This is a genomic window from Rhodopirellula sp. SH410 (assembly GCF_055811895.1).
In genome coordinates, this window is sequence record NZ_CM147949.1 from 5,430,092 (window position 1) to 5,451,939 (window position 21,848).

The following is a 21,848-nucleotide window of genomic DNA, read 5'->3' on the forward strand; positions in this document are numbered from 1 at the left end:
TCGTAGTTTACGGCGACTTCCCCCAGATGATCACCGCAGCGATCGAACTGGCGGAAACCGGGGCGGATGTGTTGCTGGCTTCCCCGGTGGAGCACTTCGGCGGGATCATCGTCGATGAAGAGGATGCGCAGAGGCGACGAACTGGTCTCGATTTATCCCCCTATCAGGATGCCCGCACCGATGTCAGAAACATCGAGCAATGTACTTGCTCCAGACAATCAACCGTTTCGTTTTTTGAGACAATTCAACGCCGCCGAATTCTCGAAAAAGGCATCCTGCCGAGATCGACTTCGCCAATCCGATACGCGTTGGTTTCCCGGCGACTATCTGTCGTCCGTATTCGCTCGGGAATTATGCGAACGTCGCGCGTTGCCGTTCAAAGAGGTCTTGGAGAGTTTCGAGTTTTTCGCTTGCGTTCGAGACCAGGTGCGGTGCCGATCCGTCGCCGACCTGTGTTGTGGCCATGGGTTGGTCGGGATTCTGTTTGCCATGTTCGAGCGTAACATTGAACACGTTTGCCTGCTCGACAAAGTTCGTCCCAAGAGCTTCGATCTCGTTCTCAAAGCGGCCCAGACAGTGGCTCCCTGGACTGCCGCAAAGATCACCTACGTCGAAGCTCCATTGCACCAGACCCTCCAACATGTCGAACCCGGAGTGGCAATCCTAGGAGTTCATGCCTGCGGCGACCGGACGGACAAGTGCATCGAGCATGCAATCTCACTTCGCAGCACGGTCGCACTCTTACCATGCTGCCGACGACATCGGCTGCACCCGTCTCCCGAGTGCTTGAAGAAATTTCTGGGCGCGGACATCGCCATCGACGTCGACCGCACGTACCGCTTACACGCGGCAGGGTATCGCGTTCGCTGGGATCAGATATCGCCATCGATTACCGAGATGAATCGAGTCCTGGTCGGTCGGCCTCTCTCCCCGGTCGATGACACGCCCAACGCGTCCGTCGCCGCCGGGGGCAAAAGCGGACATCCCCTGCTATCGAAGAGTGAGTCCGGTTTCCACGGACCCAAACACGCTGGTTAGGGCCCATTGGAATCGTCACGACGGGAATTCAGCTAGTGATTTTGACAACAGCGTCTTTCAACAGCTCCTTAAGCCGCTCCGGGTCCGTCACGGTGACTTTTGCGACAAAGCCACGTTTGTGTGCAAACCGAACATCGTCGTGGGATTCAATTTGCGAGAAATCCAGTCGCTGGCTGTCGTTGTAACGCGTCAATCCGTACCCGTCGCCCCGCCGGTCAGGGCATACCAATGCCTGAATCTCATCGGCTTTTCCTTCGCTGTCGATGAACGCGTAGACCCCAAAGGAAGGGTCTTCCGAAATCGTGTCACATTTCTCCAAGAACAGAGCTTGGATCGGCTCCCCGTCTGTTTCAATCGACCAGTACTGGACATGGTCCTTCAGGTAGTCCAGTCGTTCGCGCAACGACGTCAAGTAGTTCACAATATCTTCACCTACCATGCTCATGACGTGGTAGATCGGATGTTCAGGATTCAGCTCTGTCCGGTTCGCGAATCGGTTGAGCAAAGTAATGTCGAGCGGAGAATTGAGTTCCCCCAAGGCCGTGCGCGGAATTCCCATCAACTTTGCGGCTTCATTCGGACCTAACGTATCGAGCCATTCCGCGGGCCGAAGCCAGGCACAGAACGACAGCGCGTCTTCGTAGAGCCCCATGCTTTGAAGCACAAGCGATAAGGCGCAAAGTGGCGGGGCATCGCGAGGGAACTGGTGATGGTCGAAGTTGTTTCGTCCGGGATCGTGCACCCCACCAACGTCGACGACGCAGATCGATGGATTGGCCAAGTCGTCGTCCGTTGGCTCGCGTCGCTGGATCGGAACACCATGCAAATGCGCGAGCAGACTGCAGGCCAGGAAATCGTCTTTGTGGGCGCCGCCCGGATGGGTCACTATCAGCTGCATGGTCATGAAGTGGCGATATTCAGAGTGAGGAGCAAGTTGGAAATCAACGAGCACAGAACATACCGACCGAGCCGATCGACGGAAGCCTGAAGGGAGAGCACACGACTGAGGAACACAGAGCACGACTGAGGGACAGCACGACTGAGGGACACCAGCACGACTGAGGGACGACTGAGGGACACAGCATTTCTTCGAGGGTTTCGGGTCCCCCCGCCGAAGCGAATAAGCTGACGGCAATGCTCGCTGGAATGTGCTTGTGAAGGTGCTCTGTCCCTCTGATCTCTGTCCCCCTGATCTCGATGCCAACGAAAAACGGACGACCGTGGTGGTCGCCCGTATTGATTGACTGCTGGTTACGTCGGAACTAGGCCGTGGCCTTCGGGGCCTTTACACGACGATGGCGACGAGCAGCTCCCACGCCAGCGACACAGGCTCCGATGCAGAGTAGGGCAAGCGAGGAAGGTTCCGGTACGGATGAGGTGGTGATTGTCAGCGAAGCCTCGTAGAAGCTCAAACCATCGGCCCCTACGTCATCTTCGATGAACAGTGTCCAAGTTCCGAGGGCAAGCTCCCCATTGAAAATATCCAGACTGTTCAGCGTGGCATCATCTGGCCGGAACGTGCCTGCAGATATGACATTGGGATTGGCGTTTACGGCAGTTGGCGCCGACTGATCAAACAAGATCGTTCCCTTGAAACCGTTGGAACCGGAATTGAACGACGAAAAATTGTCGGCGGGAACAAGCTCAATGCCGTTGGGATTGGAGATCAGGGTGTAGACCGTTCCCGAGGGACTCGTTAAGGCAAATTCGATCTCACCGAAGTACCCTGTTCCCGGGGTAATGGGCGACCCTTCGGGCACTTCGCTATTGTCGTTGCTTTTGGCAAAGTAAATCGACAGATTGACATCGGTAACGACTGTTGACTCACCTCCGAAATCACCAATGACGAAGTCGAAATCACGAGTGCCACTCGTGTTATCAAAGAAACCAACGCTCGAGTTTATCTCTGTGACGATCGCTGCCTGCAGTTGACCGGCCATCGCAACCGCCACCGCCACGCACGCTATCGCTATTTGAATTCTTCGCACCACTCTTTGACTTTCGTTTAGGCAATCAACCCGCTCGCTAATGGGCGACCGGGACCTACGCAACACGTCTAGCTTAACCCTAGTGAAGAGGCATGCAAGCGATTAGCGGAAAACTCGACAGAAAACACCCAATATTCCCAAACCCCCATTCTGCTCAATAAGGCAAGGAAAGCGGGACAGGACACACCCAATGAGCTAGCGACCTACCCCAGGCAGAGGTAGCTCCAGGGCTAGGTGAGTTTGCCGGTTCTGTTCACTTCAGAAGTGGCGACATGGAGCGATGAACGCGTCTTTGTTCTGGTGAGCTTTCAAGCAGGCCTAGTCCTGGACCGCTAAATCTTTGGGGTTGACGGTATTATCCTGCCTTGCATTTTTATTGCAAGCGAAGCAAGAACGTCCCAGTCTCCCCTCTGCGCTTCGGGGGAGACGGGAGGCTGGACAATTGGGTCTGGTCTTCAGGAGGCGGAGATGCAGAAGAAAACTTGCGCAATGCAAAAGCACTGCAACCCCAAAGGTTTAGCGGTCCAGCCTAGTCCACAGTCTCGAGTTCCACGATGAAGTGAAGGTTCGAGTGAGCAGGGATCGAGCCTGGGGACCCGCGTTCGCCGTAACCGAGTTTAGAAGGCACCCATAGTTCGATCATTCCGCCTTCACCCACGAGCTGCATTCCTTCGGTCCAACCGGCGATGACATTTTTCAAGGGAAACGTTGTCGGCTCACCACGTTCATAGGAGCTGTCGAACACTTTTCCACTGTTGAGCCAGCCCCGATAGTTGACGGTCACCGTGCTGGCGGCCGTCGGCTTCTCGCCTTCGGAGTTCCGCAGAACCCGATACTTCAGTCCTGAATCGGTCGTCAAGAACTCGGGGACTTCACCCGCGTCCATCGCCCCCGTTCCGACTTGAAGTTCAGGCTTGTCAACAAATGTGAGCGGTTTCCATGTCGCTGCGGTAGCATCTGAGGCTGCCAGCTCTGACAAAATGTCTGGACGGGATTTCGTGGCGCTGCGACACGCCGGAACCGTGAATACGACGCTCAGCAGGCACCATGGCAACCAATGATTCATTTCCGTTCCAACGCTCCAGTCTCGCATCCGGGGTCAATCCAATACCGCCATCGGAAGCCAACCGTGCCTCCATTGCTTGGGGAGGGTAGCGAGTACACGCATTTTTTGAAAGTCCATCATTGCGTTTCGCATTTCTGCGGTTTGTTGACATCAGCGATGTCGCGTCTGCGGATTCTGCTCTGCCACTCGGACGTGGGCGATTCTGACCAACCCGTGGTTCCTCGCGTCGTGACGGGTAAGTTGGTGGTGGGGCTCGCTGCGTCGGGTTCTAGCGGACACCTGCTAGGCTATGATGCAATGGCGAGGTGCCGCCCACACCGTTCTATTGGATCGGAGACACAGGCAGATCGATGCACTGCCTGTCTGAATTTCGGCCAGCGTGAGAGTTTTGCAATCATCATCATTCCTTTGGAAAAGCAACATGGATTATGTGCTACTTTTCACCTATCTCTTCATTGCGATTGGATTCTCCTTTCTCTGTTCGATCGCCGAAGCGGTCCTGCTTTCGATCACGCCGAGTTACATTGTCGAACGTCGGAAAGACCCGACGAAATCCGCAGCGCGAATCATTGCGCTGAAGGAGAACATTGATCGGCCGCTCGCTGCGATCCTGAGTCTGAACACGATCGCACACACCGTCGGGGCGGCGGGGGTGGGGGCGCAAGCGGCATACATGTTCGGCGATAAGTATGTCGGGGTGATCAGTGCCATTTTGACACTACTGATTTTGGTACTCAGCGAAATCATTCCCAAAACGATGGGTGCTTTGCATTGGCGGCAGCTCGCCGGCGTCGTGTCGGTATTCGTTCGCGGCCTGATTGTTTTGATGTTCCCATTGGTTTGGCTCTCTGAGATTCTGACACGGTGGCTGGCCGGTAGTAAAAAACAAAAATTAGTGACGCGTGCCGAAATCGAGGCCGTCGCTGAACTGGGGACGAACGAGGGTCTGCTGAAGACGAGTGAGTCTCGAATCTTGCGAAACTTGCTCAGGCTGGAGTCGATCACAGTCGAGGACGTCATGACCCCGGCAACGGTCGTGATTTCAATGGAGCGATCGCGACGGGTCTCCGAAGTGGTTGAAGAGGTTACTGCACTGCCGGTCTCGCGCATCCCGATTTATGAGGAACGTCGCGATGCCGTGACGGGATTTGTGCTCCGTAGCGATCTGTTAACAGCGATCGCGGCCGGTGATCTCGATCGGACTCTGGAATCATTCTCCCGCAATATTTTGTCCGTGCACGAAGACGATAGTCTGACGAGCGTTTTCGACACACTTTTGGACGACCGCGCCCACATCGCGATCGTGATGGATCGATATGGTGGCGTCGAGGGGATTGTCACATTGGAAGACGTGCTCGAGACGTTGTTGGGTTTGGAGATCGTCGACGAGCATGATGAAACCATCGACATGCAGAAACTCGCCCGCGATCGTTGGAAAGATCGTATGGAGAAGCAGGGAATCAAGAAGGCGGCTGCCGTCGATTCTTGAGGAACCAAGGTCCCAGGGCTCGGATTCCGATTGGAGCCCGAGCGTCGAGCCGTTTTAAACGCACAAGAGCCCAAAGAAGGGGCATCGTTTGTTTTGCCGGATACAAGAACGAGAGCGATGGGAGCGGCAGAAGAATGGAAGGCCTGCGTCACCCAGGAGGACTCGTCCACTACGTCCCGAGCACACGGACCGTCAACGACCCGTCATCGTTTTGGGTCGGGTGAATCTGGATGTCCAAGAAACGCTGCAGCACGTCGATGTGTGTCAGGCTGTGCTGTGACAACGGCCCCGTACGAAATTCGCTCGCGTGTCCGTTCGCCGCAGCCAGTCCCATCGGCAACAGCAATTGGTCGGCCAGATATTCCCCGACGGGAACGTCGAGGGCTAAGTAGGCGCGAGCTTCCCGCAAGACGCAGCGGGCAACGTGCTCGGCTTTGACACCGACCTTGCCGAACCCAGTGAAGAGTTCGGTCACGTTATCGAAGCCGCACTGGATCATCACCACATTGCCCGGCCCTCCCGATCGCTCAATCACGCGAGTCTCAAACGAGCCGTGACTCCAGTTGGTCTTTCGCTCAATGACGTCGCACTCGCGATTCCCAATCGATACGGGAACGTTGGCAACCAATGACTGCACCCGCGGCTTTAGCTCTCCCTCGCGATGGATCAACGAAATACCTCGCAGTCCCGATGTAGGCTCGACGTGCATCACGATGCGGCCTCCGCCTGCCGGGTAAAACCCGTGTGACTCGATCGACACGCTCACACTGACATTCATTCGCGAGAGCAGAGGCAGATAACAGCGTTCGAAATAGTCAAACGGCGGTGCCCAGGACGCATGCGTGCCACCATCGATCGTTACCGTCGACGCTTCGGGAGCATACAAAAGAGCTGGCAAAATTGTTTGAGCCACCAAGATCGCACTGCCCGCCGATCCGACTTCGAGTTTGAATGGACCACCGCGCAGGGCGTTTGGCGTGAGCGTGAGTGTGTGTGAGCCCAGTTCGGCTCCGTCGACGACGGCGCCGCTGACCTGGGCGATCGCTTTGACGCCCGCGAGATGCTGGCGCAACAAGCCCGGCTTCTTCCGCCGGCCGCGTATGTTCGTGATTCGCACCGGGATGCCCGTGACGGCCGCGAGCGCGAGCGAGCTCCGGACCACTTGTCCGCCTCCCTCGCCCTCGCTGCCATCGATTTGAATCGCCGTCACGTCAGTCATCCGCTTTACTCGCGTCCTTGATTACAAACCGGGCCTTCAGTCGTGCCACTTCGCTGGCCAATCCTGCTGTCTTCACGCTTCGCAACACTTCGTTAAAATCCTTGTATGCGGCCGGAGCCTCGTCGATCGGATAGCGACGACAATTACTCAGGATATCTCCCGCATCGAACTCGCTGTCCACGGTCGCTTGGTCGAGCACCCGTGCCGCGTGCCGACGTCCGAGCGCTCGGCCCGCACCGTGGTTGACGCTGTAGCACGACGCAGCAGCCCCCTCGTCGGCTACCATCACCGCCGAACCATCGCGTGGATTCCCTGGTAACAAGATCGGATGCCCCGTTTTCGCAAACGGGGTTCCAGCGAGTGCAAAATGTCCGCCCGGTACCGCGCGCGTGGCACCTTTGCGATGTACCCACGTGGGACGGTTATCGACAATCTCTTTACGAGCAATGTTGTGGCTGATGAAGTACACAAGGTTCCCCTTCGTTCCAGGAATGATCTCTTGGAACGCTTCCAATATGAGTGCGTTGATCAACAGATGGTTCACGGTCGCAAAATTCGCTCCGAGCGCCATGTCGTCCAAGTAGTCATTCGCTTCGTCGGTTCCGAGCGGTGCGTAAACGAGCTGCCGATCGCCCGCAGGCAGAGGGATCCCCCATTGATTGAACTTCGATTGCAGGTGTTTGAATTGCCCCGATGCCAGGTTATGGCCAAAACCACGTGAACCACAGTGTGATAGGAACGCGACCTTGCCGTCATGCAAACCGAAGCTCTCCGCGACTGCCCGTGCGCGATCATCGCCGCCCACCTCCACGACTTCGCATTCACCGAAATGGTTTCCGCCGCCATAGGACCCAAGCTGCTTCATCTTTTCGCTGAAATTGTTCATGTCGTGACGCTCCAGCTGAATCGCCAGCCTCGCGTCGAGCGAATCACGGGTGTCGTCGTGCCCGTGATGGAACGAATCCTCACAGCGGTACGTCCACGACGTCGGAATCCCCAGCGATTGACAAACGTCTTCGCTGGCGCCTTCGACGACCAACTGGCGGCCGAGTGACCGGTTGACGTGCCGTGACTTCGCGGCATGACGCTGCCCCTTGCCGGCACCGGTCGGCGTGCGTTGACAGATGGCGGAAATCAATTGGCGACGCACGCGACGATCCTCGATCGCTTCGGCGGGTAGGTCCAACTGCAGCAAGCTCATCGAACACTTGATATCCACGCCGACCGGACCAGGGTAAATGTGCGTTGGCGAAACCATCACGCATCCCACCGGGGCTCCATAGCCACAGTGGGCGTCCGGGTTGAGGATCAAATCGGTCACGCCAGGAGCCAAGCGAGAATTCACGGCTTGCTGCATGCATAAATCGTCAAACGTGTCACGGATCGCCTCGGTTCCAAACACCTTGATCGGCGATGTCGTTCCCGTCGGCAGAATCGCGGTTGCCTCGCCCGTCGCAATCATCCCGGGGCCAGTGTAAGCGCGGCGGTCGGCTTGGTTGCGTCGGGTGGCCAAGGTTTTCGTCGTCATGGGAGCCTCGAGTTAGCAAAGGTTTCGGTGAAATCGTAACGGTTTCTCTAAGCAGAGATCGTGCCAAACCTGAGGAACTAACGTTAAGTCATTCCTGACAAAGGATTTGCAGAGAAATTGCGATCCAGGACTTTCCTGGATGATTCGCGAAAGGCTATCCTGTCGGATGCTCGTTTATATCACAGGATAGCAAATGAAAACGATTGTCATCGGCCTGTTAGGTGTTCAGCTCGACCAGCCACGGAAATCGCGTGATCGATGGGCGGCTTGGCGGCCGACGGTCGCGATCTGCCAGCAAGATGATTTGATCGTGGATCGGTTCGAGCTCTTAGTAGAGCGTCGTTACCAAAAGCTCGCCTCTCAGGTTGTCTCGGACATTGAAACGGTCTCACCGGAAACGACGGTCCGCACGCATTCAATCAGCCTGCAGGATCCGTGGGATTTCGAAGAGGTTTATGCGGCCCTGCATCAATTCTGCCGTGACTATTCCTTCGATCTGGATCGCGAAAAATATCTGGTTCATATCACCACGGGAACGCACGTCGAGCAGATTTGCTTGTTTCTCCTGACCGAATCCCGGCACCTGCCGGGGCGGTTGCTGCAGACCACACCGCCAGCGGGACGAGGACGGTCACACGTTCTGGAAGCGGAAGCGGTTCAGGGTAGCTACCAAATTGTTGACCTCGATCTGTCTCGCTACGATCAACTCGCCACCCGGTTCAGCCAGGAGCACGATGAAGCGACGTCGATTCTCAAATTCGGGATTGAAACCAAGGACGCCGCGTTCAATAAACTGATCGATCGGATAGAGCGGGTTTCGCTCGCCACGACTGCCCCGATCCTCATGACCGGGCCGACTGGAGCGGGCAAGACACAGCTCGCCAAAAGGATCTATGAACTCAAGCGGAGTCGGCGACAGATCGACGGACCGCTTGTGGAAGTCAACTGCGCAACAATCCGGGGCGAGCAAGCGATGTCTGCTCTGTTTGGGCATACGAAAGGAGCCTTCACCGGAGCCAGTGGGGTGCGTTCTGGGCTGCTCAAGTCCGCTGATGGTGGCGTGCTGTTTCTCGATGAGATTGGCGAGCTCGGCTTGGACGAGCAAGCGATGTTGCTCCGTGCGATTGAAGAAAAACACTTCATGGCAGTCGGGTCGGATGAGGCAACGCAGAGTGACTTTCAATTGATCGCAGGTACCAATCGCGACTTGGTCACCGAAGTCGAGTCAGGGCAATTTCGAGACGACTTGCTGGCCCGGATCAATCTCTGGACCTTCGCTCTGCCGGGCTTGTCCCAGCGGCGCGCCGACATTGACCCCAACATCGATTTTGAACTTCAGCAGTACACACGAGCCACGGGCGACAAGATCACCATCAACCAAGAGGCACGCAAGAGATTTTTGCAATTCGCAATCGACCCCAGCACACCGTGGAAAGCCAACTTCCGCGACCTCAACGCGGCCATCGTACGAATGGCAACGCTCGCCGAAGGTGGACGGATTACCGCCGCGCTCGTCGATGAAGAGATTCAACGGTTGAGGGCAAACTGGAGCAATCCCTCGGTCCGTTGCAGTGATGAAGCCCTGTTAGTCGAGTACCTCGGAGCCGAGGCCGTCGCGGCGATCGATCTCTTTGACCGCACCCAAGTTGCCGAGGTGATCCGCGTGTGTCGCCAGAGTCAATCGTTGTCTGCGGCGGGGCGAAGTCTCTTCCAGGCATCCCGGCTAGCGAAAGCCCGCCCCAACGACGCCGATCGTCTCCGTAAATATCTGCAACGATTCGGACTGTCCTGGGACGACCTTGTTTGACCGTCCATTGTCAACGTCGACACGTTGCGTCAGAAATGACGATTGCTCGGAGATCGCGACAGGGACGAACACATGCCACGGCTGTGATTCCTCGTTTAGCGGCGGGGCGATTTTTAAGCTGGGGCGCGTGAGCGGTCGGGTGGCTCGCGTTACCCGATGCCTGCCAGCATTCGGTTCACGATTGCCGCTCGAGTTCCGCCTAAATCAGCAACCTGTTTGCGGACGGTTGATCCGTGGTGGGGTCACGTTACGATCGGGTGATCGCGGACGTTTGCTAGGTTATGATGGCGTAGCCTCGTCCGCCAGGGCGATTTCATCAATCTACTCCATTCACAGACATTGACATGACGGACATTTACACTGCGATCGCCGTCATGTCAGTCGTCTGTTTGATCGCGGGAGTGATTGCGGGCGCTTACCTTTATTCGCCCAAGGGCCAACGGGTGATGCTGTGCTTGGCGTGCAGTACTGTCGCCGCCGTCTATTTTCTCTTTTATGCGTCTGGCCAGTTGTACTGGGCAAAGTGGGTGCCGCTATCGGCTTGCATTGTCTATACAAACTTCGCCGCGATTTTGGCAGCACTGGCCGCAGGCTGGTCCTGGAGGTTACCCAACACACCGCGATGGCGTCGGGCCGTCATGGTTTGTCTTCTCGGAACAATGTCATTTGTCGCAATCGTGTGGAGTCTTCTGTCGATTGCTGTGCGGCCTGCACCAACGGGCGGGGATACGTGGGAGAATGGCGTCGCGATGCAGACCTCATGGGCAACGTGCAGCCCCGCGGCCGCCGCAACACTGCTGAAGGCCGCAGGCATCGACGTCAGCGAGGCGGAACTGATACCCCTGTGTTTGACGGATTCGAGCGGCACACCGACTCTCGGTTTGTACCGGGGCATCAAGTTAGTCGCCGAAAGAAACGATCGCGATGTGGAAGTGCTCGATGAAACGCTGACTCAGTTGCTGGAGCGAAATGATTGGCCGGTTTTGCTCGCAGTGGAATTGCCATACGGCGTGGAAGATCGACGCTACGCCGACCAGTGGGGCTGGATTCCTGGAATGGGCCATTCGGTCGTCGCGTTGGGGCGAGCCGACGACGGTCGAATCATCGTCGGGGACCCTTCCACCGGGCTGGAGCGATGGTCCGAAGCGGACTTGAAAACTCTCTGGCATGGGAACGCGATTCGTTTGCGATGATCCACCTTCACGGCAGTCATTTCTGAAGTGAAGCGTTGGATGATTCGCGGCCAAAGCTGTTTTGAAGTGCAGGCGTCCGATGCATAACATCCAATCCAAACAGACATTCTAAACCGGCCGTTCCTTCCAGCAGATACCCGTCCTCGATGGCGGTGTTGCCTGTGATGCGGCACTTGTTCGCCGTGACCTGTCCTTCATGGGAACCGTCGCCGGGAATGCCTGCGTCATCTGAGGGCGTGTTGATTTCATGAGCCGAGTCGTGTGAGCGGCTAGGGTGCCCGCGTTACCCGATGCCTTACGGCATTCGGCTCACGAATACCGGTCGAGCCTCGACTCAATCAACAGCCTGCTGACCGCTGGGACCCAAAAGAAGAGTGCATCCTGCCCTCGGCAGGGGATCCTTTCCTGCAGGGAATCTCAATGGCGTCGTCATCACGACAGAGATTCACGGAATCGACATAGGCGTGCCACACGTTCCTCACATTGGGTTTGTACCATTCCGCTGTCGTTCGAACCTTCATGGCTACAACCATTCACGGGCCCCATTAATGAAACCCCTCGCTGCGTTGCTGATCCTAACATCATCCCTGCTCGTCGCCGGCTGCGATTCGGAACCTTCCCTCCATCAGATTGGCGGCCAGATAACACTTGGCGGCAAGCCCTATGAGCGTCTGATCGTCTACTTTCGCCCACTCGACGGGAAGGTAACGAAGTACAACCTCGGCGTTGGCGAAACCGATGCCAGCGGAAAACTGTTCCTTCGCTCGACCGCCGGCGAAGGTCTGGCAACGGGGAAGTATCGAGTCAGTTTCACCTGCATTGTCAGTGGTAAAGGTCAAACGGTCGGATCCAGCGACAAAAAAATGGATGACGACCGGCGTCTCGTTACCAAAGAACTTGTCCCTCCTGCCTACGGCGACGGAGGTGAATCGACCCTCGAATTCGAGGTCGTCTCCGGGCCCGACAATCGCTTGGAATTCGATATCCCCGCGAAACAATCCTAAATCGCTTTTCCTCCTCTCCTACACGTTCTTCCACCTACGAGACCGAACTGATGAAACATGGATTCCGAAGCGACCGACATGGCTTCACTCTTGTAGAACTGCTGGTGGTTATTGCAATCATCGGCGTTCTTGTCGGCTTACTACTCCCTGCAGTCCAAGCGGCCCGAGAGGCCGCGCGACGGATGCAGTGCAGCAACAATCTCAAACAACTCGGCTTGGCGACGCACGGCTTTGCCGCCGCGTACACCGGAGACCTGCCAATGCTGGGCGAAGCTCAGGAAGGTGGGCACTGGAGTGCGTTCGTGATGCCCTACTGTGAACAGACCAGCCTCTACGAATCGCTTTCGTTTGGGTCGATGGACTGGGCGGCAGGCACCGCGCTTAGCGACGCCGACATCTCGTCTGCCAATCCGCGAGATCGACAAGTGGCTGCATGTGAAATGCCGGTCAGCGTCATGCGATGCCCCTCCTCAATTGCTCACCAACCCATTTTTGATGCCTCGGTCTACTCGCCGCCATGGTTTGTCGCGGCCCGTGCTCCAGCCAACTACTTAGCCGTCGTCACCGGTATCCAGCCAAACGACTGGAAACCTTCTTGGGGGTGGGGACGTCCCAATCAACCGACCTGGGGCGACGGGCAAACGACAAAACACCACTCTGAATTGGACGGCATGATCCAAACACGTGATCCCGAGCATGCCCGAATTAGCCAAGGTGGCATGGGAGGGGCCACGGCGTTCCGAGACGTACTCGATGGACTCTCCAATACCCTCATGTTTGGCGAAGCCGTACCGGATCCCGAATTGCCCTCGATCGCGTCGACTGCCGAAGAAGCCAATTCCGGCCGGAAAGACCACTGGGCGATTGGTGGCGACGACTTCGACAACTGGGAAGGGACTGACTGGTCTGAAATGGGTGGATCGACCGCGGTCCAAATCAACTACCCCAAACCCATCGCAATCCCCCCTGCGGACGACTCGCCTGAATGGGGCGCGTATGAAGTCAGCTTCGGCAGCGAACATCCCGGTGGCGCTCAGTTCTGCTACGGGGATGGATCGGTTCGGTTCATTACGGAATCGATCGACATGAACATCTTTTCCGCTCTGGGTACCCGAAATGGCGGGGAAGTGGTGCAGCAACCGTAATCGAATGACTACCCTATGACTTCTGTGATTCCGACTTCCTTCTTTGAGATTCCCAGTGCATTTCATCCAACGATCGTTCCTCCGACCTGTCCTCTGTTTCCTTCTCGTCGCCACGACATGGTCGACAACCCTCGGACACGATGGTCCGGACCCTCGGGCGCATTGGGTTTTCGGAGCTCCGTTCTTTCAAGAAGGGAATTTGGAAAGCCAACTGGGTCCCAGCCTCACGGGGCATGGATCTCCTGCGTTGGAAGACTCCGACGGGTTGAATGCCATCCGCTTCGAGGGGACTCGTTCGTTTTTTGTTGCGGACCAACCTTGGCCTGAACTGCAAGGCAAGCTTCCTCAAGAAGCGATCACGATTGCAGCTTGGGTCTCTCTTGACGAACTGACTCGCTATGGCGGCATTGTCTCTGCCCTTCAAGACAATGGCGACGCCGAACAAGGATGGGTTCTCGGCTACAACAACAAGACGTTTTCGTTTGGACTTTCCAGCGAGGAAGCTGATGACGGGGACGGAATGATGACGTATCTGGAAGGGACCACCGAAGTGATACCGGGAAAGTGGTATCACGTTGCCGGTGTGTACGATGGTGAAACCATGCAGCTATGGGTTAACGGGAGACTGGATGCGGAAAGTGATGCCCAAGGAGGACCGATCCTATATCCGGAGAAAGCCGCCCTGGCAGTGGGTGCCTATCTGGACCAAAACGAGACGATTCCCATGAGTGGACGACTCGCTAAGATTGCCGTCTACGATTTAGCAGCCAAACCGGCATGGATTGAACATGACTTTGAGCATCAAAAAGCATGGGCAGAACTTCCTCCGACCCCGAAGGCGAAAGAACCCTTGGCCTTTCTGGTCGCCCCGTTCCTTCAATATGCGACTACCGACAGCATCCGAGTCGTTTGCGAGACCAACGCCGACTGCGAAGTCTCAGTACGGTTTGGGGAAACTGCTGACTTTGATCGCGAAGCCATCGCCGCGACCGATGACCAAAAGATCCACTCGACATTGCTCGATGGACTCAAGCCTGAAACCGGACACTACTATCAAGTCACGGCCACTGACCTGGAAACAAAAGCCTCGGTGCGAAGTGAGGTCCTCTCCTTCCAGACCGCTTCACAACCTGAAACACCGTATGCGTTTGCGGTCATCTCCGATACGCAGGGAAATCCCGCCGTCAGTGGCAAAGTGGGCGAATTGGCTTGGGGGCTGCGGCCAAACTTTTTGGTTGTTCCCGGCGACCTGGTCAGCACCGGAACCGAAAAAAATCAATGGGTCTATCAATTCTTCTCGAGTATGAATCCACTGATCTCACGGGTTCCGTTCTACCCTGTCCTGGGGAATCACGAGCGAAATGCGGATCACTATTACCGATACATGGACCTTCCTGATCCAGAATATTACTACTCGTTTCGATATGGGAACGCAGCGTTCTTCATGCTCGATTCCAACAAGGAAATGGGCCCTGATAGCGAACAATATCAATGGTTAGAAAAGCAGCTCGCTGCACTGGAAACCGAGAAAGAAGAAGGCCAAGTCGTATGGACGTTTGTCAGTTTTCATCACCCAGCGTATTCATCCGATGAAAACGATTATGGGAACCTATGGAAAGGCAAAAGCAGTTGGGGGGACCTAAGAATCCGCCCAATGACCCAATTGTTCGATCGATTCGGTGTGGACATCGTCTGGAATGGTCATATCCACTCCTACGAACGAACGTGGAAAATGCACAATGAAAAGCCTCAGAATGATCGAGGAACGATCTACATGATCACTGGCGGTGGTGGTGGAGGGCTGGAGCAAGCGGGCCCCATTCGGCCTCCGTTCCAGCAAACCGTTCGTCGCGGCCACCACTTTGTTTACGTCGCGGTAAATGGCAGGGAACTGCAACTCAAATCGTACGACTTGGATGGCCAACTGTTTGATACGGTGTCGATTACCAAATCGTCCAACGCATCGAAAAAGTAGCGACCGGGAATGAATAGACCGAGTAACGACGTTCGCCAGAACATGGATCCCACGCCCTGGCGAGCGTGGCGACCTTAAATTCGACGCGTTCTACTGCCTCGCCTGTCGCTTCGCAGGCTGTTGATTTAGGAACGAGCGGGAAATGACTGTCTGAAATTGTGGTCGAACGCGCCGCGGTCGATTATTCCGACCGCGGAGCGTTCGGCCACTTATTTTCCGCTCGTTGCTTAGCCGAGGCTCGACCGGCAATCGTCAGCCGAATGCCGTAAGGCATCCGGTAGCGTGAGTCACCCGGTCGCTCACGCGACTCCGCTTATCCATTCGCGATGTTTAGCACGTCCGGGATTACCTGTCCGTGGACATTGGTTAGCCGCCGTTCGATACCATTGTGGTAGTAGGTGAGTTGCTCGTGATTGAGCCCCATCAGGTGGAGGAGCGTTGCGTTGAAATCGTAGACGCTCGTTTCGTTCACTGTCGCTTTGAATCCGAATTCATCACTTTCGCCGTAGCTGAACCCCTTCTTCACGCCAGCACCTGCCAGGAAACAAGTGAACGCGCTGGGGTTGTGGTCGCGGCCTGTCCCATTGGCTTGCAAAAACGGCATGCGTCCAAATTCGGTACACCATACGACCAGTGTGTGCTCAAGCATCCCACGTTGTTTCAGGTCGGCGATCAGTGCCGCGGTCGGCTGGTCCATGATTTCCGCCTGCATCGCATGTGTTTTCAGAATGTCGCTATGCGAATCCCAGTTCGTGATGCCGTTTCCGCCCGATGGGTCGCTGCCGTTGAAGAGTTGTACGACGCGAACTCCTTTTTCAAGCAGTCTCCGTGCGAGAATACAGTTGTTCGCGTAGGCTTGCTTCAATTCCGTCCCGGTATCCGTGCCGTAGGCTTTGTGGACGTGGCCCGGTTCACCAGCAATGTTCATTACATCGGGAACCGACGATTGCATTCGCCCTGCCAGTTCGTAGCTGGCAATTCGAGCTGCCAAGTCCGCGTCACCGGGGAAACGTTCCATGTGTCCGGCGTTGAGTCGCTGTAAGAATGACACGCTGGCTCGATCGGCCTGTCGACTGAAGGCACCCGGCCGAACCAGGTTTGCCGGTGGATTCGCGGCGGTGAAATCGGTTCCCTGAAAAGCGGCGGGCAGGAATCCGCTACCAAAATTGTTCTTGCCGCTGCGAGCAAGACCACGTGGGTCATTGATGGCAACGAAGGCGGGCAGTTCTTCCGTTTCACAACCCAACGCATACGTCACCCACGCGCCGAAAGAAGGGAATCCTTCCATCGTGAATCCAGTGTTCATGAAGTTCTCGCCTTGCGGATGAGCACTGGTTTGAGTTGTCAAGGAATGAATGAAACAAAAGTCATCGACCAACTCAGCGAGATTCGGCAGCAGATCGGAAACCATTTTGCCCGATTGGCCGCGCGGTTTGAAATCCCAAAACGGTTTGGCGATATTGCCCGTCGGCCCCTCAAAGGTGACCGCAGGCATTCCTGGTGGCTTTCGACCGTCCATCTTATACAGATCAGGTTTATAGTCGAATGTGTCAATATGACTGACGGCACCAGGACAATAGATAACCAACACCTGCTTGGCTGGCGTTTCGAAATGCGGCGGACGGGGAGCGTAAGGTTTCTCGTCGTTGATGTTTGGCCGGATGGGGCCGCCCGAATCCGACGCCAGCAGATGATCACGGGCGAGCATTTGGGAGAGCGCAATCGCGCCCATGGACATTCCCGACTGACCCAGGAAGCCGCGACGATCTAGCAGTGATCGACCGATCGGTGAGATATTTTCGGAGCTCATACGATGAAACCTTAGGGCAAGAAGACGAATTCGTTGGTATTGATCAGGGTTCGGCAAAGTAGCGTGAGGCTTTGACTTTCGACAAACTCGACTGCCGCGACAAGTTCGCCATCGCTCGGCGCGCGTTGGAGCAGTAGCTCAAAACACCGCGTCACGCGGTCGGACAATCGATCGTCCGTTTCCTCACGTGCGCGCTCGGCGATCAATTGTGATTGTTCGACGACGAACTCACTGTTCAACAGATTCAACGCTTGCAGTGGCGTGGTTGAAATGGGGCGTTTAGCACGGATTTGCCCACAATCAGGAAAATCAAACGCCGTAAAGATTCGATCATCGACACGCCGCATCCGTTCTTGATAGAGCATTCTTCGCCAGGTCTGTTTGCCGTGGTTGTCGACGACTTCCCACTGCGCATAACGCTGTTTGACGTTGTGAATCCGATAGCTCGGACCACCGATGGAATGGTCCAGTCGCCCGGATGCTTGCAAGACGTCGTCGCGAATGACCTCGGCTTCGACACGCCGCGGTGGGAATCGCCACAGCAATTGCGCCGCTGCGTCGATTTCCAGACCGTCTTCACGCGGTTGACTCGCTTGCCGAAACGCTTGCGACAATACAATCATGCGCACGATGCTTTTGAGCGACCACTGGGAGTCAACCACTTCGGAGGCCAACCAGTCGAGTAATTCGGGATGAGACGGCGGCGCCCCTGCGCGACCAAAGTCGCTCGGGGTTGTCACGATGCCGACGCCGAAAATTTGATGCCACATGCGATTGGCCGCGACGCGGGCGGTCAACGGATTGCTGGGATCGGTCAACCAATCCGCGAACGCGGCTCGCCGTTTCGGCCCTGGGCTTCCCGGTGGGAGCTGTAATTGACCATCGAGCATTTTCGGCGCGGCGGCGGCGACTTCGTCACGCGGACTCTCGGGGCTCCCCCGAGCGAGCACGAAGGTGGGGGCGGGCTCAACGAATTCCGCAAGGAACGCGGGCTGTGGGCCTTGGATCAGAAGTTCTTCGATCACCGTTTGGATCTGATCCTGCAATGCCTGTTGATCTTCAACGTTCTTGGATCGCTGCCGCATCGAGGCTGTCGATGCAAACGCTTTCCATTGACCATCCTGATCACGCAGTTGAATCCGGAAGTCGCCATAGGTCCGCTTGTTCATGCCCTCCAGGTAATCAGTCTGCAAAAAGTCTTCGCGATTGGAACTGATTCGGATCGTGCCAATGGCAGCACTCTCGGGAAACTTGAATTGCAGCCAGGGATTCTCATGGTTCCCTTTCGGACTGACACCTCTCCATCCCTTGGTGCCAAAGACGCCATCGTTCAAACGATCCGTTGGCTGAGCTTTGTCATGGGTGACGGGGTTGTCGGTCACGACGGTGCCAACGCTCGCCGCCAACAGGTTTCTCTGCGGTGGTGTGGTTTCCAAAAGCTCCAGTTCATCGATCTGTACCCAACGCTTATCAAATTCGATGCGAAGTTCATCGGTTTGCTTCGGCGGGAAATGAATTTCTTCGTATCCGGTCCAGTCCTCGACCCAAGCCCATCCCTTGGAACGCATCTCACTTCGCAGTCGTTGCAAAGTCTCGCGAAGTTCACGGTCGCGCACGACACGCGGATGATCACCGTTCAACTCCGGATAGCGGCTGCCGAATTCGACATCTTGGAATACCGCCGACATCGAATAGTAGTCTTGAATGGAAATTGGGTCGAATTTGTGGTTGTGACAGCGGGCGCAACCAATGGTCATGCCCATCACGGAAGCCCCGACCGTTTGCAGGATCTCGTCCATCCGGTCGGCTCGCGCCTGGCGGATCGCACTCGGTTCCTGACCCACGGTCGCCGCCGGCACATGGGGCCCAGCCACCAGGAATCCAGTGGCATCACCCTGGCCGAGTAGGTCACCGGCGATTTGCTCGCGAACGAATTCGTCATAGGGTTTGTCTTCGTTGAACGCTCGGACGACATAGTCGCGATACATCCATGCGTTCTTGCGATACATATTGCTTTCGCTGCCGTTGGTTTCCGCCCAGCGGATGACGTCCAACCAATGCTGCGCCCAGCGTTCTCCGTAATGGGGTGAGGCGAGTAGCTCGTCGACGAGCGTCTCGTAGGCAAGTTCTGAATCCTGTTGGAAGGCCTGTACGAATTGCTCCGTGCGTTCGGGGGAGGGTGCCAGCCCCGTCAATACAATGGAGACGCGTCGAGCTAGCGACCGAGGATCCGCTGGATCCGAATAATCGAGGCCGCTGTCGGCCAAGCGTGATTTTAGAAATCCATCGATCGAATCATGATCGAACTGTGAACGAACGGGTTGGAATGCCCAGTGGTCGCTCTCTTCCTCAACGATGTCATCCATCTGCCCTGGCCAGAGAGCGCCCTGCTCAATCCATCGTGTGAGCATCTCGATATCGTCTGCTGACAGCTTGTCTTCATCGGGAGGCATCGCCATCTCGGGATCAACATGGTTGATGGCATCCAAGAGATAGCTCTTGTCACTCTTTCCGGGCACGATTGCTGGCAGTCCAGAATCCCCCCCTTTGAGCATGCCGACACGACGGTCAAGTCTCAAGCCCGACTCCTGCTCGTCTTCACCGTGGCAGAAGATGCAATTGTCTTCGAGTATCGGCAGAATCTCATTCTCAAAGTCGATCTCCGCCGCCCAAAGTGGATTGCTAACCGCGATCCACATTGCCGCCATCAAGAGACACAATCGGGCGAGTACTTTCGATAGTTTCATAGCGCTGCCTCCCATCCGGCATTCCACTGGTCGATCAATTTCTCTGTCAATTCAGGGTCCTTCGATGCAATGTTCTCTGTTTCGTTCGGATCCAACTGATGGTCATACAACTCGACGAACAACGGATCTGCATCTGGAACACGATGGTCCTTCCACAGGACGAGGCGATAGCGATCGGTTCTCATCGTGTAGCCCATCAAATACTGTTCGAACAGTTCGCGGTCCCAAAGCGGTCCTTGCTGCTTTTCAATCCGTTCTTCGACCTGTTGAATCAGCGGTCCGAACCAGGTCTCACGCATTGCTGGGGATAGCGGGTTGGCGGCCCATTCTCGGAGTGCCGGATTGGGATACTGACTGAAGGCTGCCCGCTTCCATGATGCATGTGGCGTGTCGAGCAACGGGGCAAAACTGTGCCCCTCCAAATGGTCGGGTAGGGAGATTCCCGCCAGGTCGCATAGCGTTGGATAGATATCGACCAATTCAACCAAGGCCTCGGACTTTTCCCCGCGAGTCTTCATGTCTGGAGTCCAGATCAACAGGGGGACACGGGTCGCGATCTCATAGTTGGTCGCTTTGCCCCAAACGCCCATGTCACCAAGGTGCCAACCATGGTCGCCCCAGACCACAATGATTGTGTTTTCGCGAACCCCGGCCTCGTCCAAGGCAGCGATCATCTTACCGACTTGTGCGTCGACGTAGCTAACACAGGCTAGATAGGCGTGTTTGAGTGTGCGAGAGAGTTCCGGTCCCAACGGTCCGGCCTTGGGAATCCCCGCACGCGTTCGCAGTTCAAATGAGGCGTGTAACCCCATCGCCGCCCCATTGTGCGGCGCATGGGTGTTGCCTGCCATCGGAATCTGTTCCGGATCGTAGAGATCCCAATACTTCTTCGGTGCGATCCAGTTCAGGTGCGGTTTGGTAAATCCTAACGCCAGAAAGAACGGCTTGTCATCCTGTGCAACCATCTCACGCATGGTCTCGATCGCAAGGAGTGTGTTGTAACCATCGAGGTAGGCATGGTCGGGCACGTCAGCACTCTCGTATGCAGGGCCGCTGGCCAACCCACGTCGCGCCGCTTCGCCGTACTTGGCTATCATTCGCTGAGAGTCCGCCTTCTGATCCTTGATGTTCTGTGGCAACGCGAATTGGCCTTTCGGTTTGTCGACACCCTTGATCCTTCTGACCGGCGTGCGACTCCAAGAGTTGGCTTCGTCCTCATCTCCATGGTGAAAGATTTTGCCGCAGTACGCTGTCTCGTAGCCGTTGGCGATGAAATGCTGTGGCAGCGTAATGATTTCGGGTTGAAGTTCACGAAGCGAGACGTAGTTGTGGAACAGTCCGGTGGTTTCGGGGCGCCCCCCCGTCATCAAGCTGGCGCGGGATGGTCGGCAAATTGCTTGCTGGCAGTAGGCGCGGTTGAATAGCAGGCCGGTCTTGGCAAGCTCGTCCAGGTGTGGCGACACGGCGATTTCAGAACCATAGCACCCCAGTTCCGGACGCAAGTCGTCAATCGCAATGAACACAATATTCATAGGCTCAGCGGCCTGGACGGAACCGATGCATAGCAAAAGGAGCAGCGGGTACAGCGAAAGTCGTTTCATGTTGTCTTGTTTGATTTAGGATGCCATGAACAATAAGTGACGGGTTTACCGTAGTGGATCTTGTTAAAGATCCTGTTCTGGATGGATCTTTAACAAGATCCACTACGCCAGTTATTGATCCCGCGTTCCTTAGCGGGGCGAATAATACGGGACGTCGATCGAAAACGTGTGAAGGTTGTTCTCGAGACCTACGCGCTCGAGGGGGTTGTCAAAAGGCTAAGGTGCAAGATGAAACCAC

Annotated in this window: 15 protein-coding genes; 7 read left to right on the forward strand and 8 right to left on the reverse strand. The window is 56.1% G+C overall.

All coding sequences use genetic code 11. The annotated features are described in order from the left end of the window. Positions 1–180: 180 nt before the first annotated feature. A complete protein-coding gene (locus tag SH410x_RS19770; RefSeq protein WP_473670170.1) occupies positions 181–1,038 on the forward strand; it encodes a methyltransferase in 858 nt (285 codons plus the stop codon). Between the two features lie 28 nt (positions 1,039–1,066). Here the strand turns inward: SH410x_RS19770 and SH410x_RS19775 are convergent, their stop codons facing one another. The 3 genes from SH410x_RS19775 to SH410x_RS19785 form a co-directional block, all read right to left on the reverse strand. Further along, a complete protein-coding gene (locus tag SH410x_RS19775) occupies positions 1,067–1,936 on the reverse strand; it encodes an MYG1 family protein (RefSeq protein WP_473670172.1) in 870 nt (289 codons plus the stop codon). Between the two features lie 364 nt (positions 1,937–2,300). After that, complete coding sequence (locus SH410x_RS19780; protein ID WP_473670174.1) at positions 2,301–3,026, reverse strand: PEP-CTERM sorting domain-containing protein; 726 nt, start codon at positions 3,024–3,026, stop codon at positions 2,301–2,303. Between the two features lie 529 nt (positions 3,027–3,555). Further along, positions 3,556–4,092 carry an FKBP-type peptidyl-prolyl cis-trans isomerase gene (locus SH410x_RS19785; protein WP_473670176.1) on the reverse strand — a complete coding sequence of 179 codons (537 nt, stop codon included), beginning with the start codon at positions 4,090–4,092 and terminating at the stop codon, positions 3,556–3,558. A gap of 421 nt (positions 4,093–4,513) precedes the next feature. Here SH410x_RS19785 and SH410x_RS19790 point away from each other — a divergent pair, with 421 nt between their 5' ends. Beyond that, positions 4,514–5,581, forward strand: coding sequence for a CNNM domain-containing protein (locus SH410x_RS19790; protein WP_473670178.1), 1,068 nt, complete (start codon positions 4,514–4,516; stop codon positions 5,579–5,581). Between the two features lie 169 nt (positions 5,582–5,750). Here the strand turns inward: SH410x_RS19790 and rtcA are convergent, their stop codons facing one another. Together rtcA and SH410x_RS19800 are read right to left on the reverse strand one after the other, a co-directional pair. Next, the gene (rtcA, locus tag SH410x_RS19795; protein WP_473670180.1) at positions 5,751–6,800 is read right to left on the reverse strand and encodes an RNA 3'-terminal phosphate cyclase; all 1,050 of its coding nucleotides are present in this window, start codon (positions 6,798–6,800) and stop codon (positions 5,751–5,753) included. Further along, a complete protein-coding gene (locus SH410x_RS19800; protein WP_473670182.1) occupies positions 6,793–8,328 on the reverse strand; it encodes an RtcB family protein in 1,536 nt (511 codons plus the stop codon). Before SH410x_RS19800 ends, rtcA begins: the two co-directional genes overlap by 8 nt. Positions 8,329–8,521: 193 nt before the next feature. Here SH410x_RS19800 and rtcR point away from each other — a divergent pair, with 193 nt between their 5' ends. The 5 genes from rtcR to SH410x_RS19825 all read left to right on the forward strand — a co-directional run bounded on the left by rtcR (position 8,522) and on the right by SH410x_RS19825 (position 15,452). Beyond that, on the forward strand, positions 8,522–10,135 hold the full coding sequence (gene rtcR / locus SH410x_RS19805; protein WP_473670184.1) for an RNA repair transcriptional activator RtcR: 1,614 nt from the start codon (positions 8,522–8,524) through the stop codon (positions 10,133–10,135). Between the two features lie 344 nt (positions 10,136–10,479). Next, the gene (locus tag SH410x_RS19810; protein WP_473670186.1) at positions 10,480–11,328 is read left to right on the forward strand and encodes a cysteine peptidase family C39 domain-containing protein; all 849 of its coding nucleotides are present in this window, start codon (positions 10,480–10,482) and stop codon (positions 11,326–11,328) included. A gap of 548 nt (positions 11,329–11,876) precedes the next feature. Next, the gene (locus SH410x_RS19815; RefSeq protein WP_473670188.1) at positions 11,877–12,332 is read left to right on the forward strand and encodes a hypothetical protein; all 456 of its coding nucleotides are present in this window, start codon (positions 11,877–11,879) and stop codon (positions 12,330–12,332) included. Between the two features lie 50 nt (positions 12,333–12,382). Next, positions 12,383–13,477 carry a DUF1559 family PulG-like putative transporter gene (locus SH410x_RS19820; protein WP_473670190.1) on the forward strand — a complete coding sequence of 365 codons (1,095 nt, stop codon included), beginning with the start codon at positions 12,383–12,385 and terminating at the stop codon, positions 13,475–13,477. 199 nt (positions 13,478–13,676) lie between these two features. Next, positions 13,677–15,452, forward strand: a complete 1,776-nt coding sequence (locus SH410x_RS19825) for a LamG-like jellyroll fold domain-containing protein (protein WP_473670192.1) — start codon at positions 13,677–13,679, stop codon at positions 15,450–15,452. Positions 15,453–15,765: 313 nt separating this feature from the next. Here SH410x_RS19825 and SH410x_RS19830 read toward each other — a convergent pair whose 3' ends face one another. The 3 genes from SH410x_RS19830 to SH410x_RS19840 are packed head-to-tail and all read right to left on the reverse strand — an operon-like array spanning position 15,766 to position 21,610. Continuing rightward, a complete protein-coding gene (locus SH410x_RS19830) occupies positions 15,766–17,262 on the reverse strand; it encodes a DUF1501 domain-containing protein (protein ID WP_473670194.1) in 1,497 nt (498 codons plus the stop codon). Positions 17,263–17,273: 11 nt separating this feature from the next. After that, positions 17,274–20,009, reverse strand: coding sequence for a PSD1 and planctomycete cytochrome C domain-containing protein (locus tag SH410x_RS19835; RefSeq protein ID WP_473670196.1), 2,736 nt, complete (start codon positions 20,007–20,009; stop codon positions 17,274–17,276). Then, positions 20,006–21,610 carry a sulfatase gene (locus tag SH410x_RS19840; protein ID WP_473670198.1) on the reverse strand — a complete coding sequence of 535 codons (1,605 nt, stop codon included), beginning with the start codon at positions 21,608–21,610 and terminating at the stop codon, positions 20,006–20,008. The genes SH410x_RS19835 and SH410x_RS19840 overlap by 4 nt, the downstream gene beginning before the upstream one ends. Positions 21,611–21,848 lie beyond the last annotated feature (238 nt).

Bases quoted from the DNA above. Each gene is read 5' to 3' on its own strand.
- SH410x_RS19785 (WP_473670176.1), bottom strand. From the start codon at position 4,092: ATGAATCATTGGTTGCCATGGTGCCTGCTGAGCGTCGTATTCACGGTT.
- SH410x_RS19830 (WP_473670194.1), bottom strand. From the start codon at position 17,262: ATGAGCTCCGAAAATATCTCACCGATCGGTCGATCACTGCTAGATCGT.
- SH410x_RS19775 (WP_473670172.1), bottom strand. From the start codon at position 1,936: ATGCAGCTGATAGTGACCCATCCGGGCGGCGCCCACAAAGACGATTTC.
- SH410x_RS19835 (WP_473670196.1), bottom strand. From the start codon at position 20,009: ATGAAACTATCGAAAGTACTCGCCCGATTGTGTCTCTTGATGGCGGCA.
- SH410x_RS19790 (WP_473670178.1), top strand. From the start codon at position 4,514: ATGGATTATGTGCTACTTTTCACCTATCTCTTCATTGCGATTGGATTC.
- rtcA (WP_473670180.1), bottom strand. From the start codon at position 6,800: ATGACTGACGTGACGGCGATTCAAATCGATGGCAGCGAGGGCGAGGGA.
- SH410x_RS19840 (WP_473670198.1), bottom strand. From the start codon at position 21,610: ATGAAACGACTTTCGCTGTACCCGCTGCTCCTTTTGCTATGCATCGGT.
- SH410x_RS19820 (WP_473670190.1), top strand. From the start codon at position 12,383: ATGAAACATGGATTCCGAAGCGACCGACATGGCTTCACTCTTGTAGAA.
- SH410x_RS19810 (WP_473670186.1), top strand. From the start codon at position 10,480: ATGACGGACATTTACACTGCGATCGCCGTCATGTCAGTCGTCTGTTTG.
- SH410x_RS19770 (WP_473670170.1), top strand. From the start codon at position 181: ATGTCAGAAACATCGAGCAATGTACTTGCTCCAGACAATCAACCGTTT.
- SH410x_RS19815 (WP_473670188.1), top strand. From the start codon at position 11,877: ATGAAACCCCTCGCTGCGTTGCTGATCCTAACATCATCCCTGCTCGTC.
- rtcR (WP_473670184.1), top strand. From the start codon at position 8,522: ATGAAAACGATTGTCATCGGCCTGTTAGGTGTTCAGCTCGACCAGCCA.
- SH410x_RS19800 (WP_473670182.1), bottom strand. From the start codon at position 8,328: ATGACGACGAAAACCTTGGCCACCCGACGCAACCAAGCCGACCGCCGC.